This is a genomic window from Massilia litorea (assembly GCF_015101885.1).
In the GTDB taxonomy this organism is placed as follows: Bacteria; Pseudomonadota; Gammaproteobacteria; order Burkholderiales; family Burkholderiaceae_D; genus Telluria; species Telluria litorea.
The window spans coordinates 4894113-4920421 of the sequence record NZ_CP062941.1; the positions used below are offsets into that span (position 1 = coordinate 4894113).

Annotated in this window: 18 protein-coding genes; 5 read left to right on the top strand and 13 right to left on the bottom strand. The window is 65.8% G+C overall.

Annotated elements, in window-relative coordinates:
* The first annotated feature begins 7 nt into the window (after positions 1-7).
* Complete coding sequence (locus tag LPB04_RS21995) at positions 8-1504, top strand: leucyl aminopeptidase (RefSeq protein WP_193686563.1); 1497 nt, start codon at positions 8-10, stop codon at positions 1502-1504.
* Positions 1505-1596: 92 nt separating this feature from the next.
* Here LPB04_RS21995 and LPB04_RS22000 read toward each other — a convergent pair whose 3' ends face one another.
* The gene (locus LPB04_RS22000) at positions 1597-1785 is read right to left on the bottom strand and encodes a DUF1653 domain-containing protein (RefSeq protein ID WP_193689146.1); all 189 of its coding nucleotides are present in this window, start codon (positions 1783-1785) and stop codon (positions 1597-1599) included.
* A 27-nt stretch (positions 1786-1812) separates the two neighbouring features.
* Positions 1813-2160 carry a hypothetical protein gene (locus LPB04_RS22005; protein ID WP_193686564.1) on the bottom strand — a complete coding sequence of 116 codons (348 nt, stop codon included), beginning with the start codon at positions 2158-2160 and terminating at the stop codon, positions 1813-1815.
* Between the two features lie 444 nt (positions 2161-2604).
* Between LPB04_RS22005 and xth the strand changes: the two genes are divergently transcribed.
* On the top strand, positions 2605-3369 hold the full coding sequence (xth, locus tag LPB04_RS22010; protein ID WP_193686565.1) for an exodeoxyribonuclease III: 765 nt from the start codon (positions 2605-2607) through the stop codon (positions 3367-3369).
* Here xth and LPB04_RS22015 read toward each other — a convergent pair.
* From LPB04_RS22015 to prpB, 6 genes are all read right to left on the bottom strand, one after another.
* The gene (locus LPB04_RS22015) at positions 3359-6262 is read right to left on the bottom strand and encodes a sensor domain-containing protein (RefSeq protein WP_193686566.1); all 2904 of its coding nucleotides are present in this window, start codon (positions 6260-6262) and stop codon (positions 3359-3361) included. The genes xth and LPB04_RS22015 overlap by 11 nt on opposite strands.
* A 150-nt stretch (positions 6263-6412) precedes the next feature.
* Entirely contained in the window at positions 6413-7603 is a 1191-nt protein-coding gene (gene prpF, locus LPB04_RS22020; RefSeq protein WP_193686567.1) for a 2-methylaconitate cis-trans isomerase PrpF, read from the bottom strand.
* A gap of 70 nt (positions 7604-7673) precedes the next feature.
* Positions 7674-10274, bottom strand: a complete 2601-nt coding sequence (gene acnD / locus LPB04_RS22025) for a Fe/S-dependent 2-methylisocitrate dehydratase AcnD (protein ID WP_193686568.1) — start codon at positions 10272-10274, stop codon at positions 7674-7676.
* Positions 10271-10813 carry a GNAT family N-acetyltransferase gene (locus LPB04_RS22030; protein ID WP_193686569.1) on the bottom strand — a complete coding sequence of 181 codons (543 nt, stop codon included), beginning with the start codon at positions 10811-10813 and terminating at the stop codon, positions 10271-10273. The genes acnD and LPB04_RS22030 overlap by 4 nt, the downstream gene beginning before the upstream one ends.
* Positions 10814-11965 (bottom strand): bifunctional 2-methylcitrate synthase/citrate synthase, encoded by a 1152-nt coding sequence (gene prpC / locus LPB04_RS22035; protein ID WP_193686570.1) that lies wholly within the window; start codon positions 11963-11965, stop codon positions 10814-10816.
* A gap of 24 nt (positions 11966-11989) precedes the next feature.
* Entirely contained in the window at positions 11990-12874 is an 885-nt protein-coding gene (gene prpB / locus LPB04_RS22040) for a methylisocitrate lyase (RefSeq protein ID WP_193686571.1), read from the bottom strand.
* A 201-nt stretch (positions 12875-13075) separates the two neighbouring features.
* Here prpB and prpR point away from each other — a divergent pair, with 201 nt between their 5' ends.
* A complete protein-coding gene (gene prpR / locus LPB04_RS22045; RefSeq protein ID WP_193686572.1) occupies positions 13076-14686 on the top strand; it encodes a propionate catabolism operon regulatory protein PrpR in 1611 nt (536 codons plus the stop codon).
* A 7-nt stretch (positions 14687-14693) separates the two neighbouring features.
* Here prpR and LPB04_RS22050 read toward each other — a convergent pair whose 3' ends face one another.
* Entirely contained in the window at positions 14694-15395 is a 702-nt protein-coding gene (locus LPB04_RS22050; protein ID WP_193686573.1) for a hypothetical protein, read from the bottom strand.
* A 328-nt stretch (positions 15396-15723) separates the two neighbouring features.
* Here LPB04_RS22050 and LPB04_RS22055 point away from each other — a divergent pair, with 328 nt between their 5' ends.
* Positions 15724-17124, top strand: coding sequence for a pyridoxal-phosphate dependent enzyme (locus tag LPB04_RS22055; protein WP_193686574.1), 1401 nt, complete (start codon positions 15724-15726; stop codon positions 17122-17124).
* On the top strand, positions 17121-18293 hold the full coding sequence (locus LPB04_RS22060) for a trans-sulfuration enzyme family protein (RefSeq protein WP_193686575.1): 1173 nt from the start codon (positions 17121-17123) through the stop codon (positions 18291-18293). Before LPB04_RS22055 ends, LPB04_RS22060 begins: the two co-directional genes overlap by 4 nt.
* Positions 18294-18368: 75 nt before the next feature.
* On the opposite strand, the gene LPB04_RS22065 is transcribed toward LPB04_RS22060, so the two are convergent.
* The 4 genes from LPB04_RS22065 to clpS form a co-directional block, all read right to left on the bottom strand.
* Positions 18369-19934 (bottom strand): methyl-accepting chemotaxis protein, encoded by a 1566-nt coding sequence (locus LPB04_RS22065; protein WP_193686576.1) that lies wholly within the window; start codon positions 19932-19934, stop codon positions 18369-18371.
* A 119-nt stretch (positions 19935-20053) separates the two neighbouring features.
* Positions 20054-23422: a S41 family peptidase gene (locus LPB04_RS22070; protein WP_193686577.1), complete on the bottom strand. Its 3369-nt coding sequence runs from the start codon at positions 23420-23422 to the stop codon at positions 20054-20056.
* Between the two features lie 120 nt (positions 23423-23542).
* A complete protein-coding gene (clpA, locus tag LPB04_RS22075; RefSeq protein ID WP_193686578.1) occupies positions 23543-25843 on the bottom strand; it encodes an ATP-dependent Clp protease ATP-binding subunit ClpA in 2301 nt (766 codons plus the stop codon).
* On the bottom strand, positions 25840-26142 hold the full coding sequence (clpS, locus tag LPB04_RS22080) for an ATP-dependent Clp protease adapter ClpS (RefSeq protein ID WP_056339252.1): 303 nt from the start codon (positions 26140-26142) through the stop codon (positions 25840-25842). The genes clpA and clpS overlap by 4 nt, the downstream gene beginning before the upstream one ends.
* Positions 26143-26309: the final 167 nt, after the last annotated feature.

Below are 26309 nucleotides of genomic sequence, written 5' to 3' on the forward strand. Positions count from 1 at the left end.
GAATCAAATGGACTTTAGCATAAAAGCATTCGACACCAAGAACACCCTGACCGCGGCCAGGACCGGTTGTGTGGCAGTGGCGGTGTTCGAAAACAAAAAACTGTCGCAGGCTGCGAAGACCCTCGATCAAACGGGTGAAATCACGGCGGCGCTGAAGTCGGGCGACATCACCGGCAAGGCCGGTTCGACCCTGCTGCTGCGCGGCGTGGCCGGTGTGGCCGCACAGCGCGTGCTGCTGGTCGGGATGGGCGCCGACGAGGCGGTGAGCGAAAAGAATTTCATGACCGCGGTCGGCGCGATGCTCAAAGCCTTCGCGTCGCTGGGCGCGGCGGACGCCATTATCGCATTTCCGATGACGGAAGTGAAAGAGCGCACGCCTGAATGGGCCATCCGCGCCATCGTCGTGGCTGCCACCGAGAGCGAATTCCGCACCGACGCGCAAAAGAGCAAGAAGGATCCGGTGCCGGCCGGCGTGCGCAAGGTCACCCTGTCCGTCCCGCTGGCCAGCAGCGAAGCCAAGGCCGCGCTGGCGCGATCGGTCGCGATCGCCAACGGCATGAACCTGACCAAGGAATTGGGCAACCTGTCGCCGAACATCTGCACCCCGACCTACCTCGCCACCATCGCCCGCAAGCTCGCCGACGACCACGGCTTCGACGTCGAAGTCCTCGAGCGCAAGCAGCTCGAAGCCCTCAAGATGGGCTCCTTCCTGTCGGTGGCCAAGGGCAGCGACGAAGCGCCGAAGTTCATCGTCCTGAAGCACATGGGCGGCAACAAGAAGGACGCGCCGGTGGTCCTGGTCGGCAAGGGCATTACCTTCGACACGGGCGGCATCTCGATCAAGCCGGGTCCCGGCATGGACGAAATGAAGTACGACATGTGCGGCGCCGGCTCGGTGCTCGGCACCTTCCGCGCGATCGGCGAGATGGGCCTCAAGTTGAACGTGATCGGCATCGTCGCCGCCTGCGAGAACATGCCGTCGGGCCGCGCGACGAAGCCGGGCGACATCGTCACCGCGATGAACGGCCTGACCATCGAGATCCTGAATACGGACGCCGAAGGCCGCCTGATCCTGTGCGACGCCCTCACCTACGCCGAGCGCTTCAAGCCGGCCGCCGTGGTCGACATCGCAACGCTGACCGGCGCCTGCATCGTCTCGCTGGGCCACCACAACAGCGGCCTGTTCACCCGCCACGACGCCGCCCACGACGCCCTGGCCGACGAACTGCTGGACGCCGGCAAGGAAACAGGCGACGGTGCCTGGCGCCTGCCGATCGGCGAGCAGTACAACGAGCAGCTGAAGTCGAACTTCGCCGACCTGGCCAACATCGGCACGCCGGGCGGCGCCTCGATCACGGCGGCCTGCTTCCTCGAGAACTTCACCCGCAACTACACCTGGGCGCACCTCGATATCGCGGGCACGGCATGGAAGAGCGGCGCAGCAAAGGGCGCGACCGGGCGTCCGGTGCCGCTGCTGACGACCTTCCTGATGAACCGCGTGTAATGCGCTGAGCGGGGATGAAAAATGGGCCGCAAATGCGGCCCATTTTTTTTGCCTGAAACGGTCGTGTACCGTTGAAATTGATTTCGGCGCGCCTACGCCACCGGCGCAAAGCGCGGCACCTTCTGCCCGTCGACCTCGACGAGTTCGAAGAACACCGATTTCGGCCGCGCCCAGATCGACCCGTCATGGGCGCGGTAGATGATCATCGGCGAGAGATCGGCCTCGAGCGTGGCCTCGCAGACCAGCTCGTAGAGGCCGCCCTTGTAGTGGCGGTACTGAATCACGGCTGATCCTTCAAGCCTGCTCGCTCAGGCCTGCTCGGCCGTGGCCTTCTGCTTCTTCTTCAGGCTCTGGATGACCTTCAGCACGCCTTCGATGCCGGTGTCTTCGTCGAGGTCGCTGAAGGCGTCGAGCACTTCATTGAGCACGCGGTTGCGTACCGCTGCTTCGTCCGGCTGGACGGCCTTGGCCGCCTGCTCGGCACCGGCGAACTTCGACGGGGCGGCGTCGGCGGTCTTGGCGCCGTGCGCCAAAGCTGCCTGCCAGATCACCCAGCGGCGCTGCGTTTCGTAGACGAGGTATTCCTCGGGCTTGTCTTCACGACGGCGAACGATGTGGCCATCACGCTGGGCCCATGCTTCAAATGCACTGCGCATCTCTGTCCTTTTCATATGGGTACAAATTATCGCTATCGAAACAGCAATATTTCGCCATAGTACCATTCCACCACGCGAAGGCTTGCACGACTGCACGCAATCGTGCGCTGCGGGCGATGCGGGCGGCGAATTGCCGCCCAGCCAAGATATTACAGCGCGAGTTATACAAAAACAACTGGATATTACCTATTAGTAACAATAGGTGTGTCACATTTTATCCGGTAATTGTTACATATTGCTAGAACTAACTGCCATCTGTGCGCAACGACAATATATTTTAAACCACAAACTTGTCGCGGAAGCACTGTATTGACGATTTAAGCAAACAAATACAACGCGACGGTTTTTAGCCGCGCGGGATGGGAAAGTTGCAGGAAATGCCCTGAGCGTCGATACTGCGCAGTCGCGGCGGACGGTCCGCTGCGCTTATCACTACGCGCCGACATGAAAATAGCAACCTGGAACGTCAATTCGCTGAAAGTCCGCCTCCCTCACCTGCTGCGCTGGCTGGAGACGAACCCGATCGACGTGCTCTGCATTCAAGAGACCAAACTCACCGACGACAAGTTCCCGGTTTCCGAAATTAATGCGGCGGGTTATCAAGTCGCCTATACCGGCCAGAAAACCTATAACGGCGTCGCCATCCTGTCGCGTTTCCCGATCCAGGACGTGGTCAGGAATAACCCGCGTTTCGAAGACGCACAGCAGCGCATCATCGCCGCCACCATCGAAGGCGTGCGTTTCGTCTGCGCGTATGTCCCGAACGGCCAGGCGGTCGATTCCGACAAATACGTTTATAAAATGGCCTGGCTGAAGTCGCTGCACGAATGGCTGGGCGAGGAGCTGCGCGCGCATCCGCAACTGGCCCTGCTGGGCGACTACAACATCGCCCCCGAGGACCGCGACGTGCACGATCCAGTCGAATGGGAAGGCAAGATTCACTGCTCCGAGCGCGAACGCGCGGCCATGGTCGCGCTGGTCGACCTGGGCCTGGTCGATTCCTTCCGCATGTTCGAGCAGCCGGAGAAGCAATACAGCTGGTGGGATTACCGCATGATGGGCTTCCGCCGCAACCGCGGGCTGCGCATCGACCACATCCTGCTGTCGCCGGCGCTGGCGCAGCGCTGCACGGCCTGCACCATCGACCGCGAGCCTCGCCGGTGGGAGCAGCCGTCCGATCACACCCCGGTGATTGCGACTATCGAGTAAGGGCAGCGCCTGCCAACAGGTCCCGCGTCGCCTCCGCATCGAGCGCACGCGCAAACAGCCAGCCCTGCACATACTGGCAGCCGTAGTCGCGCAGCAGCGCCAGCTGCGCTTCGGTCTCGACGCCCTCGGCCACCACCTGCAGCTGCAGGCTGTTCGCCAGCGCCATCACGGCTGCGACGATGGCGCGGTCTTCGCTGCTCGCCTCCAGCTCGCGGATGAAGGCGCGGTCGATCTTGATCTTCCTGACCGGGAAGCGCTTCAGGTAGGCCAGGCTGGAATACCCGGTGCCGAAATCGTCGATCGACAGGCGCATGCCCATGCGGTTGATCTGGTCGAGGATCTCGAGCGTCTGCTCGCCGTGCTGCATCAAGGCGGTTTCGGTGATCTCGAATTCGACCAGTGACGGGTCGATCCCGGTCTCCTCGACGATGCGCCTGATCGAGGCCACCAGCGCGCGGTGCATGAACTGGCGCGCCGACAGGTTGATGGCCAGCGGCACCGGCGCCAGGCCCGCGCGCTGCCAGGCCATGCTCTGCTCGCAGGCGCGCCGGATCACCCATTCGCCGACCGGCACGATCATGCCGTTCTCTTCGAGCGTCGGAATGAAATCGTCCGGCAGCACCAGGCCTTGCTGCGGATGGCGCCAGCGCAGCAGCACTTCGAGCGCGGCCACGCGCTGCGTCGCCATGTCCATGATCGGCTGATAGAACGGCTCGAACTCGCCATTGGCGAGCGCCTGGCGCAGCTTCGATTCGAGTTCGCGAATGGCAAATGCGCGCGCCACCGCGCCATCCATGCGCTCGTTGAAGAACTGGTAGTTGTTGCGTCCCGCCGCCTTGGCGCTGTACATCGCGGCGTCGGCATGGCGCATCAGGAGGTCGACGTCGGCGCCGTCGTCCGGATAGACGCAGATCCCGATCGAGGGCGAGATGTGCAGGCTGTGACCTTCGAAGCGCACCGGCGCGCCCAGTACCTCGATGATCTTGTCGCCGACCTGGCTGCATTCCTCCAGCGTGCCCGCGCCGGGCACCAGCACCACGAACTCGTCGCCGCCCAGGCGCGCCACGGTGTCGCTGGCGCGCACCGCATGGCACAGGCGGCTCGCGACTTCCTTCAGCAAAAAATCGCCGGTCGCATGGCCGAGCGAATCGTTGATCGTCTTGAAGCGGTCGAGGTCGAGGAACATCACGGCCAGGCGCGTACCCGCGCGCTGGGCGGCGGCGATCGCCCGCTCCAGGCGGTCGGCCAGCAGCGCGCGGTTCGGCAGGCCGGTCAGGCTGTCGTGGTAGGCCATGTGGTGCACGCGCGCCTCGGCCTGGCGCCGCTCGACGATCTCGTCCTGCAGGAGCGCGTTGGCGCCGGCCAGTTCGGCGGTGCGCGTCGCGACGCGCAGTTCGAGCTCGTCGCGCGCGCGGCGCACGGCGTCGGTCGCCTCGCGCTGCGCCGTCACGTCGTCGACCAGCCACAGGCTGCGCCCGCCGGGGTCGTCCAGGTCGAAGGGGCGTCCCGACAAACGGCCCCAGAAGGTCACGCCGTCGCGCCGGCGCAGCAGACGCTCGCTGACGCTCACGCGTCCGGCCGCGAAGTCGCGCGCCGTGTCCAGGCGCGCCGCCTGCCAGCCCTCGGCCTCCGGATACAGCGCGCGCACCGACAGGCCCGTCATCGAGCCCGGCGCGTGGCCGAACAGCTCTTCCATCTTGCGGTTGGCGTGCAGTGTGTGGCCGTTCTCGACGACCGCGATGCCGAGCACCGCGGTATCGAAGATGGCCTGGTTCTCCAGCAGCGCCAGGCGCAGCGCCTGTTCGTCGCGGCGCTGGCGGGTGCGGTCCTCGGCGATCCAGACATAGCCGTGCGACAGGTCGTCCGGATTGACCGGGTAGCCGATCACCTTGCTCCAGATCGGGGTGCCGTCCTTCTTCACCAGCTCGAGCTCGGCCTGGTAGGTGCGTCCCTGTGCGAACAGCGGGTGGGCTTCGGCGACGAGGCGGTCGAACGCGGCGGGACTCGGATGCAGGCAGGCCACCGGCAAGCCCTCGCATTCCCCCGGCGCGTAGCCGAACATCTCGAAGAAGCCCGCGTTGCCGCGCCGGATGGCCTGCTCGCGCGTAAACATGATCGCCAGCGAGGCATTGTTCAGGAGCGCCCGCAGTTCGCGCCGCGCCTGCCAGGTTTCGCTCACGTCCTCGATGATCCAGATGGTGCCCGCTTCGCGGCGTCCGGGCTGCACGGCGCTGGCACGCACGCGGGCCCAGAACAGCGAGCCGTCGCGGCGGCGGAACTGGCAGCCGCTTTTTTCGTAGATCGTGCCCTGCGCGAGCGCCGCGAAGGCCTCGTCGCGGAATGCGTGGTATTCCTCGATGGAGGCGAACATCTCGCCGGCATCGCGGTCAGCCAGTTCGTCGACGCTGTAGCCGATCATCTCCGCCAGGCGCGGATTGCATTCCTTGAGCAGCCCCGGCTTGGTGAAGACGATGCCGATCGGCGCGTGCGCGAGGATCGCCTGCTGCTCGACCATCGTGATACGCAGCGCCTCCTGGCCGCGCTCGTAGGCGCTGACGTTGGTGAAGACGAAGGTAGCGCCCGGCGCGCCGCCATCGCGCGGAAAGGGCTTTGAGCGCACCTCGACGGCGAGCGGCGCGCCGGCCACCGTCAGCGTGCCGCGCCAGTGGCGGTCGGCGCGCACGGATTTGCGCAGTTCGACCGCGGCCTGGCGCGCCGCGCGTCCCTCGAACAGGTCGAGCAGGGGCCGCCCGACGGGCGATTCGCCCGCCAGTTCGGCCATCGCGGCATTGGCGGCCACGACCAGCCCCGACACGTTGCAGGCGCAGGCCGGCGCGGCGACCAGGTCCAGCGCGGCGGCGACGACTCCAGGTGTGCTCGTTATTCTGTCCATTCAGGCCGATCCTCTCCCACGCGGCCTCGGTACGGACCACTCTTTGTTGCTGAATGATAAACCAGGGTGCATGGAATCTCTACCATGTACTGACAAAAAAAAAGCCCGTCCGCTACGGATGCAGCGGACGGGCCCGGGCCGGCAGGTGGCTTAGAAGCTATCGCCCGGCACCCGTACCCAGCCTTCCATCAGCACACGCGCGCTGCGGCTCATCACGGCCTTGGTGACGCTCCATTCGCCCTCAAGCTGCACCGCTTCGGCGCCGACGCGCAGGGTGCCCGACGGATGGCCGAAGCGCACCGCGTCAGGCTTGCCGCCGCCGGCCGCGATGTTCACCAGGGTGCCGGGAACGGCGGCCGCAGTGCCGATGGCGACCGCCGCCGTGCCCATCATCGCGTGGTGCAGCTTGCCCATCGAGAGCGCACGCACCAGCAGGTCGACGTCGGCGGCGGCCACCTGCTTGCCGCTCGAGGAGGTATAGGCCGCCGGACGCGCGACGAAGGCCACCTTCGGCGTGTGCTGGCGCGCGGCCGCCTCGCCTGTGTCCTTGATCAGGCCCATGCGCACGGCGCCGTGGGCGCGGATGGTCTCGAACATGGCAAGCGCACGTGGGTCGCCGTTGATCGCGTCCTGCAGTTCGGTGCCGGTGTAGCCGACGTCTTCCGCGTTCAGGAAAATGGTCGGGATGCCGGCGTTGATCATCGTCGCCTTCAGGGTGCCCAGGCCCGGCACCTCGAGCTCGTCGACCAGGTTCCCGGTCGGGAACATCGAACCACCGCCGCCCTCTTCCTCGGCCGCCGGGTCCATGAATTCGAGCTGCACCTCGGCCGCCGGGAAGGTCACGCCGTCGAGTTCGAAGTCGCCGGTTTCCTGGACCTCGCCATTCGTCACCGGGACGTGGGCGATGATGGTTTTATTGATGTTGGCCTGCCAGATGCGGACCGTGGCCATGCCGTCGCGCGGCAGGCGTTCAGGATCGACCAGGCCTGCAGTGATCGCGAACGAGCCGACCGCCGAGGACAGGTTGCCGCAGTTGCCGCTCCAGTCCACGAAAGGCTTGTCGATCGAGACCTGGCCGAACAGGTAGTCGACGTCGTGGTTGTCGCGGGTGCTCTTCGAGACGATCACCGTCTTGCTGGTGCTGGAGGTGGCGCCGCCCATGCCGTCGATCTGCTTGCCGTAGGGGTCGGGGCTGCCGATGACGCGCAGCAGGAGCTTGTCGCGCGCCGGGCCGGGGACGCGTGCGGCTTCGGGCAGGTCGTCGAGGCGGAAGAAGACGCCTTTCGAAGTGCCGCCGCGCATGTAGGTGGCCGGGATTTTGATTTGGGGAGTGTGTGCCATATTTCAGTTCCAGTTGGTAGCGCGGGCCGTAGGGTGGGCACCCTGTGCCCACGCGGTACGATGCGTCCGCTTAAGCCGCGACCTTCGACGACGCCAGGAAGTCCTGCGCAAAGCGCTGCAGCACGCCGCCGGCCTCGTAAATCGACACCTCTTCCGCCGTATCGAGACGGCAGATCACCGGCACCTCGACACGCTCGCCCGAGCGGCGGTTGATCACCAGCGTCAGCGTCGCACGCGGCGTGCGCTCACCCAGCACGTCATAGGTCTCGGTGCCGTCCAGCCCCAGCGTCAGGCGGTTCACGCCCGGCTGGAATTCCAGCGGCAGCACGCCCATGCCGACCAGGTTGGTACGGTGGATGCGCTCGAAGCCTTCGGCCACGATCGCCTCCACGCCCGCCAGGCGTACGCCCTTGGCTGCCCAGTCGCGCGACGAGCCCTGGCCGTAGTCGGCGCCGGCGATCACGATCAGCGGCTGCTTGCGCTCCATGTAGGTCTCGATCGCTTCCCACATGCGCGTGACTTGCCCTTCCGGCTCGATGCGCGCCAGCGAGCCAGCACGGACCGAACCGTCCGGATTGCGCACCATCTCGTTCTTCAGGGTCGGATTCGCGAACGTCGCGCGCTGCGCCGTCAGGTGGTCGCCGCGGTGGGTCGCGTAGGAGTTGAAGTCTTCTTCCGGCAGGCCCATCTTGAACAGGTATTCGCCCGCCGCGCTGTCCATCATGATCGCGTTCGACGGCGACAGGTGGTCGGTCGTGATGTTGTCGCCCAGGACCGCCAGCGCGCGCATGCCGGAGAGGCTGCGCTCGCCCGCCAGCGCGCCTTCCCAGTACGGCGGACGGCGGATATAGGTGCTCATCTCGCGCCAGTCGTAGAGCGGCGACACCGCTTCACCGTCGTCGGCCACGCGCGCGAACATCGGCGTGTAGACCTTGCGGAACTGCTCGGGCTTGACGCTCTGTTCGATGACGGCGTCGATCTCGGCGTCGCTCGGCCAGATGTCGGCCAGCCTGATCTCCTTGCCCGCGCTGTCGGTGCCCAGCACGTCCTTCTCGATATCGAAACGGATCGTCCCGGCGATCGCATACGCGATCACCAGCGGCGGCGAAGCCAGGAAGGCCTGCTTCGCATACGGGTGGATGCGGCCGTCGAAATTGCGGTTGCCCGACAGGACGGCGGTCGCGTACAGGTCGCGTTCGATGATCTCCTGCTGGATCACGGGATCGAGCGCGCCGCTCATGCCGTTGCACGTCGTGCAGGCAAAGGCGACGACGCCGAAGCCCAGCTTTTCCAGTTCCGGCATCAGGCCCGCTTCTTCCAGGTAGAGCGAGACCGCCTTCGATCCCGGCGCCAGCGAGGACTTGACCCAGGGCTTGCGCAGCAGGCCGAGCTTGTTGGCATTGCGCGCGATCAGGCCGGCCGCGATCATGTTGCGCGGGTTGTTCGTGTTGGTGCAGCTGGTGATGGCGGCGATGATGACGGCGCCGTCCGGCATCTTGCCCGGCTCGTTTTCGACCACACCGGAAATGCCGCGCGCGGCGAGTTCCGAGGTCGGCACGCGCTTGTGCGGGTTCGACGGACCGGCGATGTTGCGCACGACCGTCGACAGGTCGAAGTGCAGCACGCGCTCGTACTCGGCGTTCGCCAGGGAGTCAGCCCACAGGCCGGTTTCCTTCGCATAGTCCTCGACCAGTTTTACCTGCTCGTCTTCGCGGCCGGTAAGCCGCAAGTACTTGATGGTCTGCTCGTCGATGTAGAACATCGCGGCGGTTGCGCCGAATTCGGGCGCCATGTTGGAGATCGTCGCGCGGTCGCCCAGGGTCAGGTTCGAGGCGCCCTCGCCATAGAATTCCAGCCAGGTCGAGACGACCTTGGCATTGCGCAGGAATTCGGTCAGCGCCAGCACGACGTCGGTCGCGGTGATGCCCGGCTGCGGTTTGCCCGTCAGCTCGACGCCGACGATGTCCGGCAGGCGCATCCAGGAAGCACGGCCCAGCATGACGCTTTCCGCCTCCAGGCCGCCCACGCCGATCGCGATCACGCCGAGCGCGTCGACCATCGGGGTATGCGAGTCGGTGCCGACCAGGGTGTCCGGGAAGGCGATGCCGTCCTTCACCTGCACGACGGGCGACATGCGCTCGAGGTTAATCTGGTGCAGGATGCCGTTCCCCGGCGGGATCACGTCGACATTTTGAAAAGCCTTCTTGGTCCAGTCGATGAAGTGGAAACGGTCTTCGTTGCGGCGGTCCTCGATCGCGCGGTTCTTCTCGAATGCGTCGGGATCGAAGCCGCCGCATTCCACTGCGAGGGAGTGATCGACGACCAGCTGGGTCGGCACCACCGGGTTGACCAGGGCAGGATTGCCGCCCTCTTGCGCGATGGCGTCGCGCAGGCCGGCGAGGTCGACCAGGGCCGTCTGGCCCAGGATGTCGTGGCAGACCACGCGCGCCGGGAACCAGGGGAAGTCGAGGTCGCGCTTGCGCTCGATGAGCTGTTTCAGGGACGGTACCAGGGCCATCGGCTCGCAGCGGCGCACGAGGTTTTCGGCCAGCACGCGCGAGGTGTAGGGCAGCTTGTCGTATGCGCCGGCTTGAATACTGTCGACCGCTTCGCGCGTGTCGAAGTAGTGCAGGTTCGTGCCGTGCAGGGGTTTGCGGTATGCGTTGTTCATGATGTGACCAGTGATAGTTGTCGGTGCTGCTTGGCGTAATAGGTGCCGTCGTGCAGGAAAGCGTCGGGCTCCGAGCCGAACTGCCTGAAGCCGAAGCGTTCGTACAGGCGCTCGGCCGCCGTATTGCCGTCATGGACGGTGAGCGTGATCTGGCGAATCCCGCCGAGCGAACGGGCGAAGTCGACCAGGTAGGCGACCAGCGCCGCGCCGATGCCTTCGCGCTGCCGTCCGGGATCGACGACCAGCGCGTTCAGGCTGGCCGAGTGGCGGATTTTCACGCCATCCTGCGTGCGCAGGCAGATCGCGCCCACCAGGGGATTGCCTTCGAGCGCGCCATCGAAGGCGCCGAACCAGTACTCGCCCGTTGTCGACAAGCGCTGTTCGGCCCAGGACAGCGGCTGCGCCAGCGCTTCCTCGACAGCAGGGCGGAAGGCATGCGGAAAGGCGCGCAAGCCCGCCAGCCGCAGTGCACGATAGCGTTCGGCGTCGGCTGGACCGAGCCGGCGCAGCATGAGCGCGGGGGCTGGCGAGTCAGTCATTTACTTGCGATCGGCGATCGGCACGAACTGCAGGTCTTCCGGACCGACATAGTTCGCGCTCGGGCGGATGATCTTGTTGTCGATGCGCTGCTCGATGATGTGGGCAGCCCAGCCGGAGGTGCGCGAGATGACGAACAGCGGCGTGAACATCGCCGTCGGCACACCCATCATGTGGTAGGACACGGCCGAGAACCAGTCGAGGTTCGGGAACATCTTCTTCACTTCCCACATCACCGATTCGAGGCGCTCGGCGATCTCGAACATCTTCATCGAGCCGGCGCTCTGCGACAGCGAACGCGCCACTTCCTTGATGACCACGTTGCGCGGGTCGCTGATCGTGTAGACCGGGTGGCCGAAGCCGATGACGACTTCCTTGTTCGCGACGCGGTTGCGGATGTCCGCTTCGGCTTCGTCGGCGTTCTCGTAGCGCTTCTGGACCTCGAAGGCCGCTTCGTTGGCGCCGCCGTGCTTCGGGCCGCGCAGCGCGCCGATGGCGCCGGTGATCGCCGAGTGCAGGTCGGAACCGGTGCCGGCGATCACGCGCGCCGTAAACGTCGAGGCGTTGAACTCATGCTCGGCGTACAGGATCAGCGAAGTGTGCATCGCACGCACCCACTCTTCCGACGGCACCGTGCCGTGCAGCAGGTGCAGGAAGTGGCCGCCGATCGAATCGTCGTCGGTCTCGGTCTCGATGCGCTTGCCGTTGTGGCTGTAGTGGTACCAGTACAGCAGCATCGAGCCGAAGGAGGCCATCAGGCGGTCCGCGATGTCGCGCGCACCGGCGATATTGTGGTCGTCCTTTTCCGGCAGCGCGCAGCCGAGCGCCGAGACGCCGGTACGCATCACGTCCATCGGATGGCTGCCGGCCGGCAGCGCTTCCAGCGCCAGTTTCACCGCCTGCGGCAGGCCGCGCAGCATCTTGAGCTTGGCTTTATAACCCTTCAGTTCGGCGGCGGTCGGCAGTTTGCCGTGCACCAGCAGGTAGGCGATTTCTTCGAATTCGCAGGTAGTGGCGACATCGAGGATGTCATAGCCGCGGTAGTGCAGGTCGTTGCCCGACTTGCCGACCGAGCAGAGGGCCGTGTTACCGGCGGCGACACCCGACAGGGCGACGGATTTTTTTGGCTTGAAGGCTGGGGCTTGTTCAGTCATCGTGATCTCCAATTTCGGTGTCGATTATTTTTTCTGGGCAGCGAACAGGGCGTCGAGCTTCTGCTCGAAGTCGTGGTAGCCGATGCGCTCGTACAGTTCGGCGCGGGTCTGCATGGTGTCGACCACGGCCTGCTGGCTGCCGTCGCGGCGAATCGCAGTGTAGACGTTTTCGGCGGCCTTGTTCATGGCGCGGAAGGCCGACAGCGGGTACAGCACGATGCCGACGTCCGCGGTCTTTAGTTCCTCGACCGTGAACAGCGGGGTCGAGCCGAACTCGGTGATGTTGGCGAGGATCGGCACGCCGACCGCTTTCGCGAAACGCGAATACATGGCGAGATCCGTCATCGCTTCCGGGAACACCATGTCGGCGCCGGCTTCGACGCAGGCGACCGCGCGCTCGATGGCGGCGTCGATGCCTTCCACGGCCAGCGCATCGGTGCGCGCCATGATCACGAAGTTCTCGTCGGTGCGGGCGTCGACGGCGGCCTTGATGCGGTCGACCATTTCCTGTTTCGAAACGATCTCCTTGCCCGGACGGTGGCCGCAGCGCTTGGCGCCGACCTGGTCTTCGATGTGCATGGCGGCGGCGCCGAACTTGATCATCGATTTCACGGTGCGCGCGACATTGAAGGCGGACGAGCCGAAGCCGGTGTCGACGTCGACCAGCAGCGGCAGGTCGCACACGTCGGTGATGCGGCGCACGTCGGTCAGCACGTCGTCCAGGTTCGAGATGCCCAGGTCCGGCAGGCCGAGCGAGCCGGCCGCGACGCCGCCGCCCGACAAATAGATGGCCTTGAAGCCGGCGCGCTTGGCCAGCAGCGCGTGGTTCGCATTGATGGCGCCGACGACTTGCAGCGGGGATTCTTCTTGTACGGCACGACGGAACAGCGCGCCTGCGGATTGGATCATGGGGTCTCCTGGTGAATCGGGGTGATGAATACACTGTCTTTCGCAAAGAACGTGCCAGCTCTCCTGTCCATGTTCGACCTCGTAAAAACGACATCGTTTCAACTACTTAGCCAACACTTCTGCTGAGCCATGGAACAAGGCCTGTTCCATTATTCGTTTCAAGTGAAACACATGAAACACCTGTTGCATTAAAATTGCAACATGCGCCCTCTTCCTACTGCCCCGCAAGACCCCGATAAACCAGTCATCTGGACCGTCTCCGTGTCGCGCCTGTCCGCCCTGTTCCGCGACATCACGCTCGAGTACGACCACCTCGCCACGATCGAGCCGATCGACCTCGGCTTCGACGAAGCGGCGCGCCACATCCGCGAACGGATGGCAAGCGAGCGCTGCGACGTCGTGATCGCGGCCGGTTCGAACGGCGCCTACCTGAAAGGGCGGGTATCGGCGCCGGTGATCGTGGCGAAAGCAAGCGGCTACGATGTCATGGGCGCGCTGGCGCGGGCGCGCAAGGTGTCGACCCGCATCGGCGTGATCAGCTACCAGCAGCCCTTGCCGGAACTGGCCGGCTTCAGCGCCACCTTCGGCCTGACGGTTGCGCAGCGCACCTATGCGACGCGCGAAGACGCGCGCGCGACGATGGACGAGATGAAGGCGGCCGGCATCGAGGTCATCGTCGGCGCGGGGATGATCACCGACCTGGCCGAGGAAACGGGACTGACCGGCATCCTGCTGTACTCGGCCGGCTCGATCCGGCAAGCCTTCGACGATGCGCTGGAACTGGCGCGCCTGACGAACCTGGAAGCGAACCGCATCCGGCGCGGCCCGGTGAACGAAACGCGGCGCACGCGGCGCGGCCTGAACGATCTGCGCGGCGAGTCGGAGGCCATGGAGCGCCTGCGCCAGACGGTGGTGCTGTATGCGCGCTCGCCTGCCACGGTCCTGATCGAAGGCGAGACCGGCAGCGGCAAGGAACTCGTGGCGCAGGCGATCCACCGCGAGGGACCGCGCAGCCTGGGCGCGAACCGGCCTTTTGTCGCCGTCAATTGCGGGGCGATCGCGGAGTCCCTGCTCGAATCGGAACTCTTCGGCCACGAGGAAGGCGCGTTCACGGGCGCGCGCCGCGGCGGCCACGCAGGCCTGTTCGAGGCGGCCAACCGCGGCACGCTGTTCCTGGACGAGATCGGGGAAATGCCGCTGGCGCTGCAGACACGCTTGCTGCGGGTGCTGGAGGAACGCGAAGTGATGCGGGTCGGCGGCACGCGGCCGGTGCCGATCGACGTGCGGGTAATCAGCGCCACCCATTGCGACCTCGCCACGCGGGTGCGCGAAGGCCGTTTTCGGGCCGACCTGTTCTACCGGCTGGCGGTGCTGCGCCTGGCGCTGCCGCCGCTGCGTGCACGCCTGCCCGATATCGTGCCGCTGGCCGAATGGTCGCTGAAACAGTCGCTGGCGGCGCTCGGCGCCAGGCCGCATCCGAACCTGCACGCGGAGATCGCGGCCTGCGCGCCGCTGCTGACGGCCTACCCCTGGCCCGGCAATGTGCGCGAACTGCGCAACCTGATGGAGAGGCTGGCCCTGTTCCTGGCGGCCGAGCCGCTGCAGGCGCTGACGCCGAATTTTTTATTGGGGATTGCGCCGGAACTGGCAACGCCCGGCGCTGCCGTGGCGGATGCGGCGCCGGACGCGCCGCCAAGCGCGGAAAGTATCGCCGAGGTGCTGGCCCGCTTCGGCGGACAGCGCGATGCGGCGGCGCGCCACCTCGGCATCAGCCGCACGACCTTGTGGCGGCGGCTGAGGGCCGAAACCTGAGGCGTTCTTACAGGCCCAGGGTGCAGGTGACGTAGAGCTTGTTGTCGCTCATGAGCGAAGCGATCGTACCCGTCGTCGTGTCGACCGCCGAGTGGCTCGTGGCCGTGTCGGCGGTTGCGCTCCAGGTATCGCCCAGGGGCCATTCCTGGCCTGCCAGCGCACCCGAGGTCGCAAGCTCCGTCAGTTCCGAGCGGCCGGGCAGCGCCCAGCCGGTCTTGCCCTGGTAGCTGACGGCCTTGCAGTAGGCATCCGCCTCGGACCAGCTGAGCTTGACAGTCGAGCGGGGCGGCAACCAGCTCAGGCCATTACGCGTGAGGTCGCGGGCAGTGCTGTCGGGCGGAACGCACAGGCCACTCTTGTTGCGCACCGCGCCCGCGACGCAGGTGCGCTCCTTGACGGTCAGCAGCGCACTGGTCGAGGTCGGGTTGTAGCTGCCCAGGCTGCCCTGGCGCGCCGTGATGGTCGTGAAGCCGGCCGCGAGGACGGTCACCATGTTGCCGTTGATGGTCGCCACTTTCGTGTCGCTGCTCTCGAAAGAAAATGCCGCCGGGCTTTTCGAGGTCGGCGCCTTCAGTTCGAAAGGCGCATCGCCTTCGGTCTTGGTCATGGCTGGAAATTCGCCGAGCGGAACGCCATCGCCGCCGCCGCACGCGGCCAGCAGGGTCAGGGTACAGGCAGCGGCAAGGGCAAACAGGCGTTTGGTCATCATCGGATTGAGAGTAGGGAAATAGTGCTTCAGTATAACATTTACATCTGGAAAATTTGACAATTTTTAGCGCATCGGGGACGCGTGCAATGCTAGCGCCCTGCTCATCCGCACGCATGACAAAGCGCATATTCATATGCGGTTATCTTATTTTTTAGCAAGGGCGTCCCGTGCTAAGGTGGCCCGAGGGCGAGGCGCGGTCACGATACGCGCGCGTGCAAACCATCGCGCCTGAAACCGCCGTACCATGTCTTTTTCACCAAGGCCGGGTGCCCATCTGTACCCGTTATTCGCGTTCGCGGCGCCCATAAGGCGCTTCTCTGGAGGCAATATGCAACGGCATTTGCAACACGCGTCTCAAGCGGCAACTCAGGCTGCCATTTTCTCCCTGATCGGCAATACCCCGCTGGTGCAGGTCACTCGCATGGATACCGGTCCGTGCCAGCTGTTCTTGAAACTGGAATCGCAGAACCCCGGCGGCTCGATCAAGGACCGCATCGGCCGCGCCATGATCGAGCAGGCCGAACTCGACGGCAGCCTGCAACCGGGCGGCACCGTGGTCGAGGCCACCGCCGGCAACACCGGCCTCGGCCTGGCGCTGGTGGCGCGCATCAAGGGCTACCGGGTGGTGCTGGTCGTGCCCGACAAAATGGCGGCCGAAAAGATCCTGCACCTGAAAGCCCTGGGCGCCGAGATCCACCTGACCCGCTCGGACGTCGGCAAGGGCCATCCCGAGTACTACCAGGACGTCGCGGCGCGTCTGGCGAGCGAGATCCCCGGCGCCTGGTTCGCCGACCAGTTCAACAACCCCGCCAACCCGCGCGCACACGAAACCACGACCGCCCCCGAGCTGTGGGAACAGACCAGCCACGAACTCGATGCGGTCGTGCTCGGCGTCGGCTCCGGCGGCACGCTCACCGGCCTGTCGCATTATTTTGCGCGCGTCCAGCCCGAGCTCGAATTCGTACTGGCCGACCCGAAGGGCTCGATCCTGGCCGACTACATCAACACCGGGCACCTGGCGAAAGAGGCCGGCTCGTGGGCGGTGGAAGGCATCGGCGAAGATTTCATTCCGGGGATTGCCGACCTGTCGCGGGTGAAACAGGCCTACACCATCACCGACGAGGAAAGCTTCGGCACCGCACGCGCCCTGCTCCAGCACGAAGGCATCCTGGCCGGTTCCTCGACCGGCACCCTGCTCGCCGCGGCCCTCAAATACTGCCGCGCCCAGACCCGCCCGAAGCGGGTCGCCACCTTCGTCTGCGACACCGGCACGCGCTATTTGACGAAGGTGTATAGCGACGGCTGGATGCTCGACCAGGGCTTGCTGCAGCGCCCGCGGCTGGGCGACCTGCGCGACCTGGTCGGACGCCGTTTCGACGCCGGCGAAGTCGTCACGGTGGCGCCGACCGACACCCTGCTGACGGCCTTCAACCGCATGCGCTCGAGCGACCTGGCCCAGCTGCCGGTGATCGAGAACGGGCGCCTGGTCGGCATCGTCGACGAATCCGATTTGCTGCAGCACGTGACCCTGGAACCCACGCGTTTTAAAACACCCGTTGCGCGCACCATGACCAGGACACTGCAGACGCTGGCGCCCTCCGCCAGCATGGCCCAGCTGCGCGACATCCTCGATCGCGGCCTGACCGCCGTGATCCAGGACGGCGACCATTTCTACGGCCTGATCACCCGCTTCGACCTTCTCAACCATCTGCGCAGGACCCTATCGTGAGCGACCCGACCTATCACCTGTCCACCCGCGTCATCCATGGCGGCCAGTCGCCCGAACCGGCCACCGGCGCCGTGATGCCGCCGGTCTTCCTCACCTCGACCTTCGCCCAGCAGAGCCCGGGGGTGCACAAGGGGCTCGACTACGGCCGCTCGCACAATCCGACGCGCTGGGCGCTCGAGCGCTGCGTGGCCGACATCGAGAGCGGCAGCGGCGCCTTTGCCTTCGCCTCGGGCCTGGCGGCCATCTCGGCGGTGCTGGAACTGCTGCCCGCCGGCTCCCACGTCGTCGCCGGCGACGACATGTATGGCGGCACCTATCGCCTGTTCGAGCGCGTGCGCCGCAAGAGCGCCGGGCATACCTTTACCTATGTGAACCTGGCCGATCCCGACGCATTGGCCGCCGCGCTCACGCCGGAGACGCGCCTGGTCTGGGTCGAGACGCCGACCAACCCGATGCTGAAACTGGCCGACCTGGCGGCGATCGCGCAGCTGTGCCGCGCGCGCGGCATCCTCACTGTCTGCGACAACACCTTCGCCAGCCCGATCAACCAGCGTCCGCTGGAACTGGGCATCGACATCGTCGTGCACTCGACCACCAAGTACATGAACGGCCACTCGGACGTGATCGGCGGCGTGGCGGTAGTCGGCACCGCGCCGCACCATGCCGAACTGCGCGAGCAGCTCGGCTTCATCCAGAATGCGGTGGGGGCGATCCAGGGGCCCTTCGACAGCTTCCTGGTGCTACGCGGGATCAAGACCCTGGCCCTGCGCATCGAGCGCAGCAACGCCAATGCGCTGGCGCTGGCGCAATGGCTGGAGCGCGAGCCGAAGGTGCGCAAGGTGTTTTATCCGGGCCTGGAGACGCATCCCCAACACGCGCTGGCGCGGCGCCAGATGGCGGGTTTCGGCGGCATCGTCTCGATCGAGCTGGCGTCCGACCTGCCGGGCGCGCGGCGCTTCCTCGAGAGCTGCCGCGTGTTCACGCTGGCCGAAAGCCTGGGGGGTGTGGAGAGCCTGATCGAGCATCCGGCGCTGATGACGCATGCGACCATCCCGCCGGCGCAGCGTGCGGAGCTGGGGATCAGCGACACCCTGATCCGGCTGTCGGTCGGGATCGAGCATGTCGAGGACCAGCGGGCGGATCTGGCACGGGCATTGGCCGCGGTTTGATCGGGCGGTGAGACGCGTGGGCTCGGGAGCCCACGCGTCATGCGGCCTGGCTTCAATCGAGACGTCTCTGACACCTCATGCCAACGCCGGCACCGCGCTCCTCAACTTGAACGTGGCCACCAGCTGCGACAGCGCCGCCGCCTGTTCGCGCATCGAGGCAGCCGCCGCGGCCGCCTCTTCCACCATCGCCGCGTTCTGCTGGGTCGACAGGTCGATCTCGGCGATCGCCTGTCCGACCCTGGCCACGCCCTGGGCCTGCTGTTCGCTGGCGCCGTGGATCGCGCCGAGGATGCTGGCCACCTCGTGCACCTTGCCCAGCACGGCGCGCATGGTGGCGCCGGCGCCGTGGGCGATGCCCGTCCCGGCCTCGATCTCGCCGGCCGACTCGCCAATGAGCTTCTTGATTTCCTTCGCCGCCCCGGCCGAGTGCTGGGCCAGGCTGCGCACTTCGGCCGCGACCACGGCAAAGCCGCGGCCCTCGGCGCCGGCGCGCGCCGCTTCGACTGCCGCGTTCAGGGCAAGAATATTCGTCTGGAAGGCGATGCTGTCGATCATGCCGGTGATGTGGACGATCTTGTCCGCCGAGGCTTTGATCGCGCCCATCCGGTCGACCAGCTGGGCGACCGCCGCCGCACCCTCGCCCGCCACCTCGGAGGCCGACTGCGCCAAGCGGTTGGCGTCGCGCGCGCTGTTGTTGTTGCTGGCGATCGCGGCGGTCAGGTCTTCCATCGCCACCACGGTCTGGCGCAGGGCGCCGGCCTGGCGCTCGGTGCGCTCGGACAGGTCCTGGTTGCCTGCGGCGATCTCGCTCGACGCGGCGTCGATGCCGTGCGCGCCCTGCAGCACCTCGGTCACGGTGGCCGAGACGCCGCTTGTCATCCCGTTCAGGGCATCGAACAGGCGGCCGATTTCGTCGGCGCGTTTGTGGCGGATGCTTGGGCGCAGGTCGCCGCGCGCCACGGCTTCGGCCAGCGTCGCGGCCTGCTGCAGCGGGCCGACGATGCTCTTCGTGAGGATCCATCCGAGTACCGCACCGGCAGCCAGCGCGGCGGCGCCCAGCGCGAGCAGCAACAGGCGGCTGAAGCGCGAGCTTGCTGCCGAGTCGGCGGCCAGCGCGTGCGCCTGGCGCGCCTGGTGCGTCAGCAGCGCCTCCAGGCTGGCCGTGTAGCGCGCAAATGCGGGTTCGAGCGAGCGTGCCAGCAGCTCTTCGGCTTCCTGCGTGCGGCCGATGTCCTTGGCGGCGAAAACGGCTTTCGTGGCGTTCGCGAAGGCCGTCTTGTGTTCGTTCGTGGCGCGCAGCAGCGCCTGTTCCGCTTTCGATGCCGGCAGTGCGCGCATGTCTTTTTCGATGCCGGCCGCGCGCTGTTCCCCCTCGATCAGCTGCGCCTTGTAGAGGTCCGCCAGTTCAAGGCTGTCGCTGCGGGCGACCGACATGATGCGCAGGCCGTTCAGGCGCTCGACGCCGAGCAGGTCGGCGGCCAGCTGCTGCCTGGCCAGCTTGTCGTCGACGAGGTCACGTGTGATCGCATCGGCCGCGTGCATGCGCCAGAACGAGACAGCGGTAATCAGCACGATCAGGAGGGAGACGATGCAAAAGGAGCCGAGGATCTTGGCGCCGGTCCGGAGTTTGGCGAGGAGCATGCGGGTCACGGTGGGTGGAGGTGGCCGCAGTGTAGGTAGGGATTGTGACAACATCATGAACGGGTGACGCCCCCCACCGGCACGCCACGAATCCATGGCGTGCCGCTCCCACGTGACGCTTACCGCTTGATCGCCGGGATCGCCGCCGGCTTCCACGGCTTGACCGGCTGTTCCTGCATCTTCTTCTCGAGCAGTTCGAGCGCTACCTCGAGCTGGCGGTCGCGTCCCGCGAAGGTCTCGTGCGGCAGGTTGTCGACTTCGACGTCGGGCGTGACGCCGACGCCTTCGATCAGCCAGTCGCCGTCGCTCGAGAACTGGCCGTTCTCGGCGACGCGCGCCATGCCGTTGTCGAGCAGGCCGTTGCCGTCGCTGAGCCAGACGCCGGCGCCGGCGCTGCGCTTGCCGACCAGGGGCCCGAGCTTGAGCGCCTTGACGCCGGCCGCGAAGGTCTCGCCGTCGGAATAGGTCAGCTCGTCCATCAGCACCACCAGGTGGCCGCGGAAGGTGTTCTGCATGTTCGAGTACGGCTGCTTGCCGTTCGAGGCCCAGAAGGCCCAGGAGCGGCGCAACAGCTTTTCGATGATCCAGCTGTCGATGTTGCCGCCGCTATTCCGGCGCACGTCGATGATCAGGCCCTCCTTATTGATGTTGGCGTAGAAGTCGCGCGCAAAGGCGTTGATGTCGCGCGCCACCATCGCGCGCAGGTGCAGGTAGCCGATGCTGCCTTTCGACGTGGCCTCGACCTGCTGCGCCCTGCCCTGTTCCCAGTCGGCGTAGCGCAGGCTGGCGTGGCGCGCCATCGTGGCCGGCGTGACGATCACCGCGCGCGGCTTTCCGGTACCGCTCTTCACGTGCAGCAGCACCTGCTTGCCGGCCGTGTCGAGCAGCAGGTCGGCGATGTCGCGGGCTTCGACCAGCGATTTACCGTTCACCGCCGTGATGATGTCACCTTCCCGGACGTCGACGTCGGGGGCCGCCAGCGGTCCTGCCTCCGACGGCAGCTCCGGCTCGCTGCGGTAGACCCGCTCGACCCGGTAGCCCTCAGGCACGCGCGTCAGCACGGCGCCCAGGCTGGCCGGCACACCTTCGCTGGCGGCGCGGCGCACGTCGCCCGGACGGATCTGCGAATGCAGCGCGCCGACCTCGCCCACCATCATGCCCAGCACGTCGTCCAGTTCCGCGCGGTCGGTCACGCGCTCGACCAGGGGCGCGTAGCGCACGCGCACGGCGTTCCAGTCGATGCCGCGCATCTTCGCGTCATACAGGAAGTCGCGATGCATGCGCCAGGCGTCGTTGAACATCTGCTTCCACTCCAGGCGCGGATTCGAGCTCACCGCCCAGTCGTCGATCCTGACCCTGGACTTGCTCAGGTCGGCAGGAGCCTTGGCCCCGGCGTCGACGATCAGCATGTCGCCCGGCGCACCCTTGGCCCAGGTACGGTAGAAGATGTGCTTGCGGTCGTTCGACAAGCCGAATTCGCGCACGTTGGCGACAAAGGTTTCGGGCTGCGGCGCGCTGCGCGCGATCGCCACGGTCTTGAGCGTGCCTTTGCCGGGCTCCTCGCCGGCTTCGAGCAGATACAGGCGCTTGTCGTCGACCGCGAGCGCGCGGTAGTTGCCCGAATCGACAGGCACTTCGTACAGGCGCTCGCGCAGGCCGGCCCAGGCGATGGCCGGCGTCGGCTCTTTGGTCTTGTCGGGGCCTGCATTGCTGGCTGCCGCTGCCGCCGTGGCAGCTGCCACGGCGGCACCCTTGTCCCCATCTTCGGCGCCCGGTGCCTTCACCGCCGCCCTGGCCGCGGCTTCCGGCGACTTCTCTTCCGGTTTGGTCAGCTCGTCCTCGGGCTTGAAGGGGAAGCGGACATCCGGCTGCAGCGCCAACGCATACACGCCGACCCGTTTGTCGAACACGGGCCCCATGTTGCGGTCGCCCCAGGGGCCGCTATTGCTCACGTTGAAATTGCGCGCCGAGAGGAAGTACAGCCACTTCCCGTCCGGCGAGAAGGCCGGCGAGTCGGCCTCGTAGCGGTCGGTCGTGACAAAGCTCATGGCCCTGGTCGCGAGATTGAACAGGCCGATCTGCTCGCGGCGCTCCTTGCTGCCGACGCGGACGAAAGCGAGGTTGCGGCTGTCGGGCGACCAGACCACCTGGTTCGACGGGTCGAGGCCGACCTGGCCGGCGTCGTCGACGATGACATTGGTTTTACTCGCCAGGTCGAGCAGCCAGGTGCGGCCCTTCTTGTCGGTATGGGCCAGCCATTTGCCGTCGGGGGACGGATACAGGTTCAGGCGGTGGCTGGCGCCGTCGGTGGTGAGCCGCTCGCCGTGGCCCGAGCCGTCGGCGGCATAGCGCCAGATCTCGTTCTCGCCGCTGGTGTCGACGATGGCGTAGACCGATTTGTCGTCGTGGCTGAAGACGGCGCCGCGCGCACGCGCGCCCTCGGGCACCGCGATCTCGACGCGGCGATGGCTGCCCGTGCCCGCGATGGTGACGCGCCCGCGCGCGGTCAGCACGATGCGCTCGGCCTTGTTCGCCACGTCGATGCTGGTCAGGGCCTCGAGCGGCGATTTTACCCGGCGCATGCGCTGCTGGTCGAAGTCCGACACCAGGCTCGCTTTCAAGGGCGTGTCGCTGCCACTGCCGATGTCGAACACGCGCAGGTCGGCGCCAAGCTGGTAGACGATGCGGCCGTCGCCGAGCGAGGCGGTGCGCACATCCCATTCCTTGTGATTGGTGAGGACGCGCCGGTCGCTGCCGTCCGGATTCGCCGTCCAGAGATTGTCGGCCCCGCCGGCATCGCTGATGAAGTACAGCCGTCCCTGCCACCACATGGCGCGCCGGTTGTTGGCGAGGTAACTGGCAGAGTCGCCCTTGAACAGCGGCTCGGCCTCGCCTTTGCCTTGCAAGTCGAAGCGCCACAGCTGGGCATGGGCCCCGCCGCGGTAGGACTTGACGTTATCGTTGGTCATGGACAGGCCCATGCGCGTGAAATAGACGATGCGCCCGGTGTCGTCGAGCGCGGCGTCGTTGGCGTCGGCCAGGGGCAGCACGCGGCGCTTGAGGCTGCCCGGGTCGAGCGCGGCGACCACGCGGTGCTTGGCCGGACCGGTCGTATTCTCGGTGCTGACCAGCACCTCGCCCTGGGCGGTCCAGCCCAGCACCGCCACGCCGCCGTTCTCGAAGGTGATCCGCTTCGGCAAGCCGCCTTCCAGCGGCATCACATAGGCTTCCTGTGCGCCTTCGTAGGAGGCGGCAAAGGCGACGAACTTGCCGTCGTGCGAGATCGCGGCATGGGTTTCAGCGGCCGGATGGGTCGTCAGGCGCGTCGCCTTGCCGCCGCTCGTGGTCGTGCGCCAGAGGTCGCCCTCGGCGGTGAAGACCACGGTATCGCCGCGCACGGCCGGGAAGCGGAAATAAGGATCGGCGGCCACGGCCTGATTGCCGATCAGGGCCAGGGACAGCGCGAGGATGGTTCTGGGCACGTTCATGGTGGCGCAGGCAAAGGTTGCAAAAGAGCATGAGTTTGCCACAGTGCACAGACGAGTTGATGTGCTTACAAGCAAAAAAAAACCGCGCACGGGGCGCGGTTTGTGTGAGCGGATCGAGGCTTACTCGATCTCGACCGTCTCGGCCGGGGCCGGCGGCGGCAGTGCGTCGCCTTCCGGGAACTCGAGCGTGACGTCGTCCTTCTCGTTCAGGTCGACCGTGACGCGTCCACCGTTGACCAGGCGGCCGAACAGCAGCTCGTCGGCCAGGGCTTTCCTGATCATGTCCTGGATCAGGCGCGACATCGGGCGTGCACCCATCTGCGGATCGAAGCCCTTCGAGGCGAGGAACTTGCGCAGTTTCTCGGTGAAGATGGCTTCCACCTTCTTCTCGTGCAGCTGCTCTTCCAGCTGCATCAGGAACTTGTCCACGACGCGCAGGATGATTTCCTCGTCCAGCGCGCGGAAGCTGATGGTCGCGTCCAGGCGGTTGCGGAACTCCGGCGTGAACATGCGCTTGATGTCGGCCATCTCGTCGCCTGCCGCCTTCGAATCCACGAAGCCCACCGAGCGCTTGGTCAGGCTTTCGGCGCCCGCGTTCGTGGTCATGATGATGATCACGTTGCGGAAGTCGGCCTTGCGTCCGTTGTTGTCGGTCAGCGTGCCGTGGTCCATCACCTGCAGCAGGATGTTGAAAATGTCCGGGTGGGCTTTTTCAATCTCGTCCAGCAGCAGCACCGCGTGCGGCTTCTTGGTGATGGCTTCCGTCAGCAGACCGCCCTGGTCGAAGCCGACATAGCCCGGCGGCGCACCGATCAGGCGCGACACGGCGTGACGCTCCATGTACTCCGACATGTCGAAGCGAATCAGCTCGATGCCGAGGATAAAGGCCAGCTGCTTGGCCACCTCGGTCTTGCCGACACCGGTCGGACCGGAGAACAGGAAGGAGCCGATCGGCTTGTCCTGTTTTCCGAGACCCGCGCGCGCCATCTTGATGGCGGACGCCAGCGCGTCGATCGCAGGATCCTGGCCGAAAACGACGTTGCGCAGGTCGCGGTCGATCGTCTGCAGCTTGCTGCGGTCGTCCTGGTTGACCGTTTGCGGTGGGATACGGGCGATCTTGGCGATGATTTCCTCGATCTCGGTCTTGCCGATGGTTTTCTTCTGCTTCGACTTCGGCAGGATGCGCTGGGCTGCACCCGCTTCGTCGATGACGTCGATCGCTTTATCGGGCAGGTGACGGTCGTTGATGAAGCGTGCCGCCAGTTCCGCCGCGGTCGACAGCGCCGACGACGAATACTTCACGCCGTGGTGCTCTTCGAAGCGCGACTTCAGGCCACGCAGGATCTGCACGGTCTGCTCGACCGACGGCTCGTTCACGTCCACCTTCTGGAAGCGGCGGCTGAGGGCATGGTCCTTCTCGAACACGCCGCGGAATTCCGTGAACGTGGTCGCGCCGATGCACTTCAGCTGACCGTTGGCCAGGGCCGGTTTCAGCAGGTTCGAGGCGTCGAGCGTGCCGCCCGAAGCCGAGCCGGCGCCGATGATCGTGTGGATCTCGTCGATGAACAGGATGCCGTTCGGCGTATCCTTCAACTGTTTCAACACGGCTTTCAGGCGCTGCTCGAAATCGCCGCGGTACTTGGTGCCGGCCAGCAGCGCACCCATGTCGAGCGAGAACACGACGGCGTTCTGCAGGATCTCGGGCACCTCTTCCTGGACGATGCGCCATGCCAGGCCTTCCGCGATCGCGGTCTTGCCGACCCCGGCCTCGCCGACGAGCAGCGGATTGTTCTTGCGGCGGCGGCACAGGATCTGGATCACGCGGTCCACTTCCTCTTCGCGACCGATCAGCGGATCGATCTTGCCGTCGGCGGCAGCCTTGTTCAGGTTCTGGGTGAACTGGTCGAGCGGGCTCTCTTTCGTCGCGCCTTCGACTTGCGCCTCTTCCACGCCTTCCGACGCCTTCTGGCTGTCGATCTGCTGGTCCTTGCGCACGCCGTGCGAGATGAAGTTGACCACGTCGAGGCGGGTCACGCCCTGCTGGTGCAGGTAGTAAACGGCGTGCGAGTCCTTCTCGCCGAAGATCGCGACGAGCACGTTGGCGCCCGTGACTTCCTTCTTGCCGTTCGAGGCCGACTGCACGTGCATGATCGCGCGCTGGATCACGCGCTGAAAGCCGAGCGTCGGTTGGGTGTCGACCTCGCCCGTGCCGGGCACGGTCGGGGTGTTGTCACCGATGAAATTGGTCAGGGTCTTGCGCAGGTCATCGATATTGACCGCGCATGCACGCAGGACTTCAGCGGCCGAGGGATTGTCGAGGAGCGCAAGCAGCAGGTGCTCCACGGTAATGAACTCGTGCCGTGCCTGTCGAGCTTCGACAAAGGCCATGTGTAGGGATACTTCAAGTTCCTGCGCAATCATACTTCCTCCATCACGCACTGCAGGGGGTGCCCCGCCTTGCGCGCATGCGTTAAGACAAACTCCACTTTGGTACACGCTATATCTTTGGAAAACACGCCGCACACTCCTTTACCATGACGGTGCACGGAAAGCATGATCTGCGTCGCCGTCTCGCGATCCTTGTTGAAGTACTCCTGAATGATGGCCACCACAAACTCCATCGGTGTGTAGTCATCATTCAGCAACGCCACCTGGTACAGGGGCGGTGGTTTTACGACTTGCCGCTCCAGCAGCTGTTCGGTATCGTGCTTGGTTGCCATGGGCGTATTCTAAAGCGTTCCAGGATGATGCAAAGCGGAAATATCAGATCACGAGTTCAGATCGCGTCACTCAGCTCACTTCGATTCGCTTTCATCTTACTTGTTTTCCGTTGAAAGCGCAGATGGCGATCCGATTGCGGAAATCAAGAGCTGGGTTTGCACCCTGC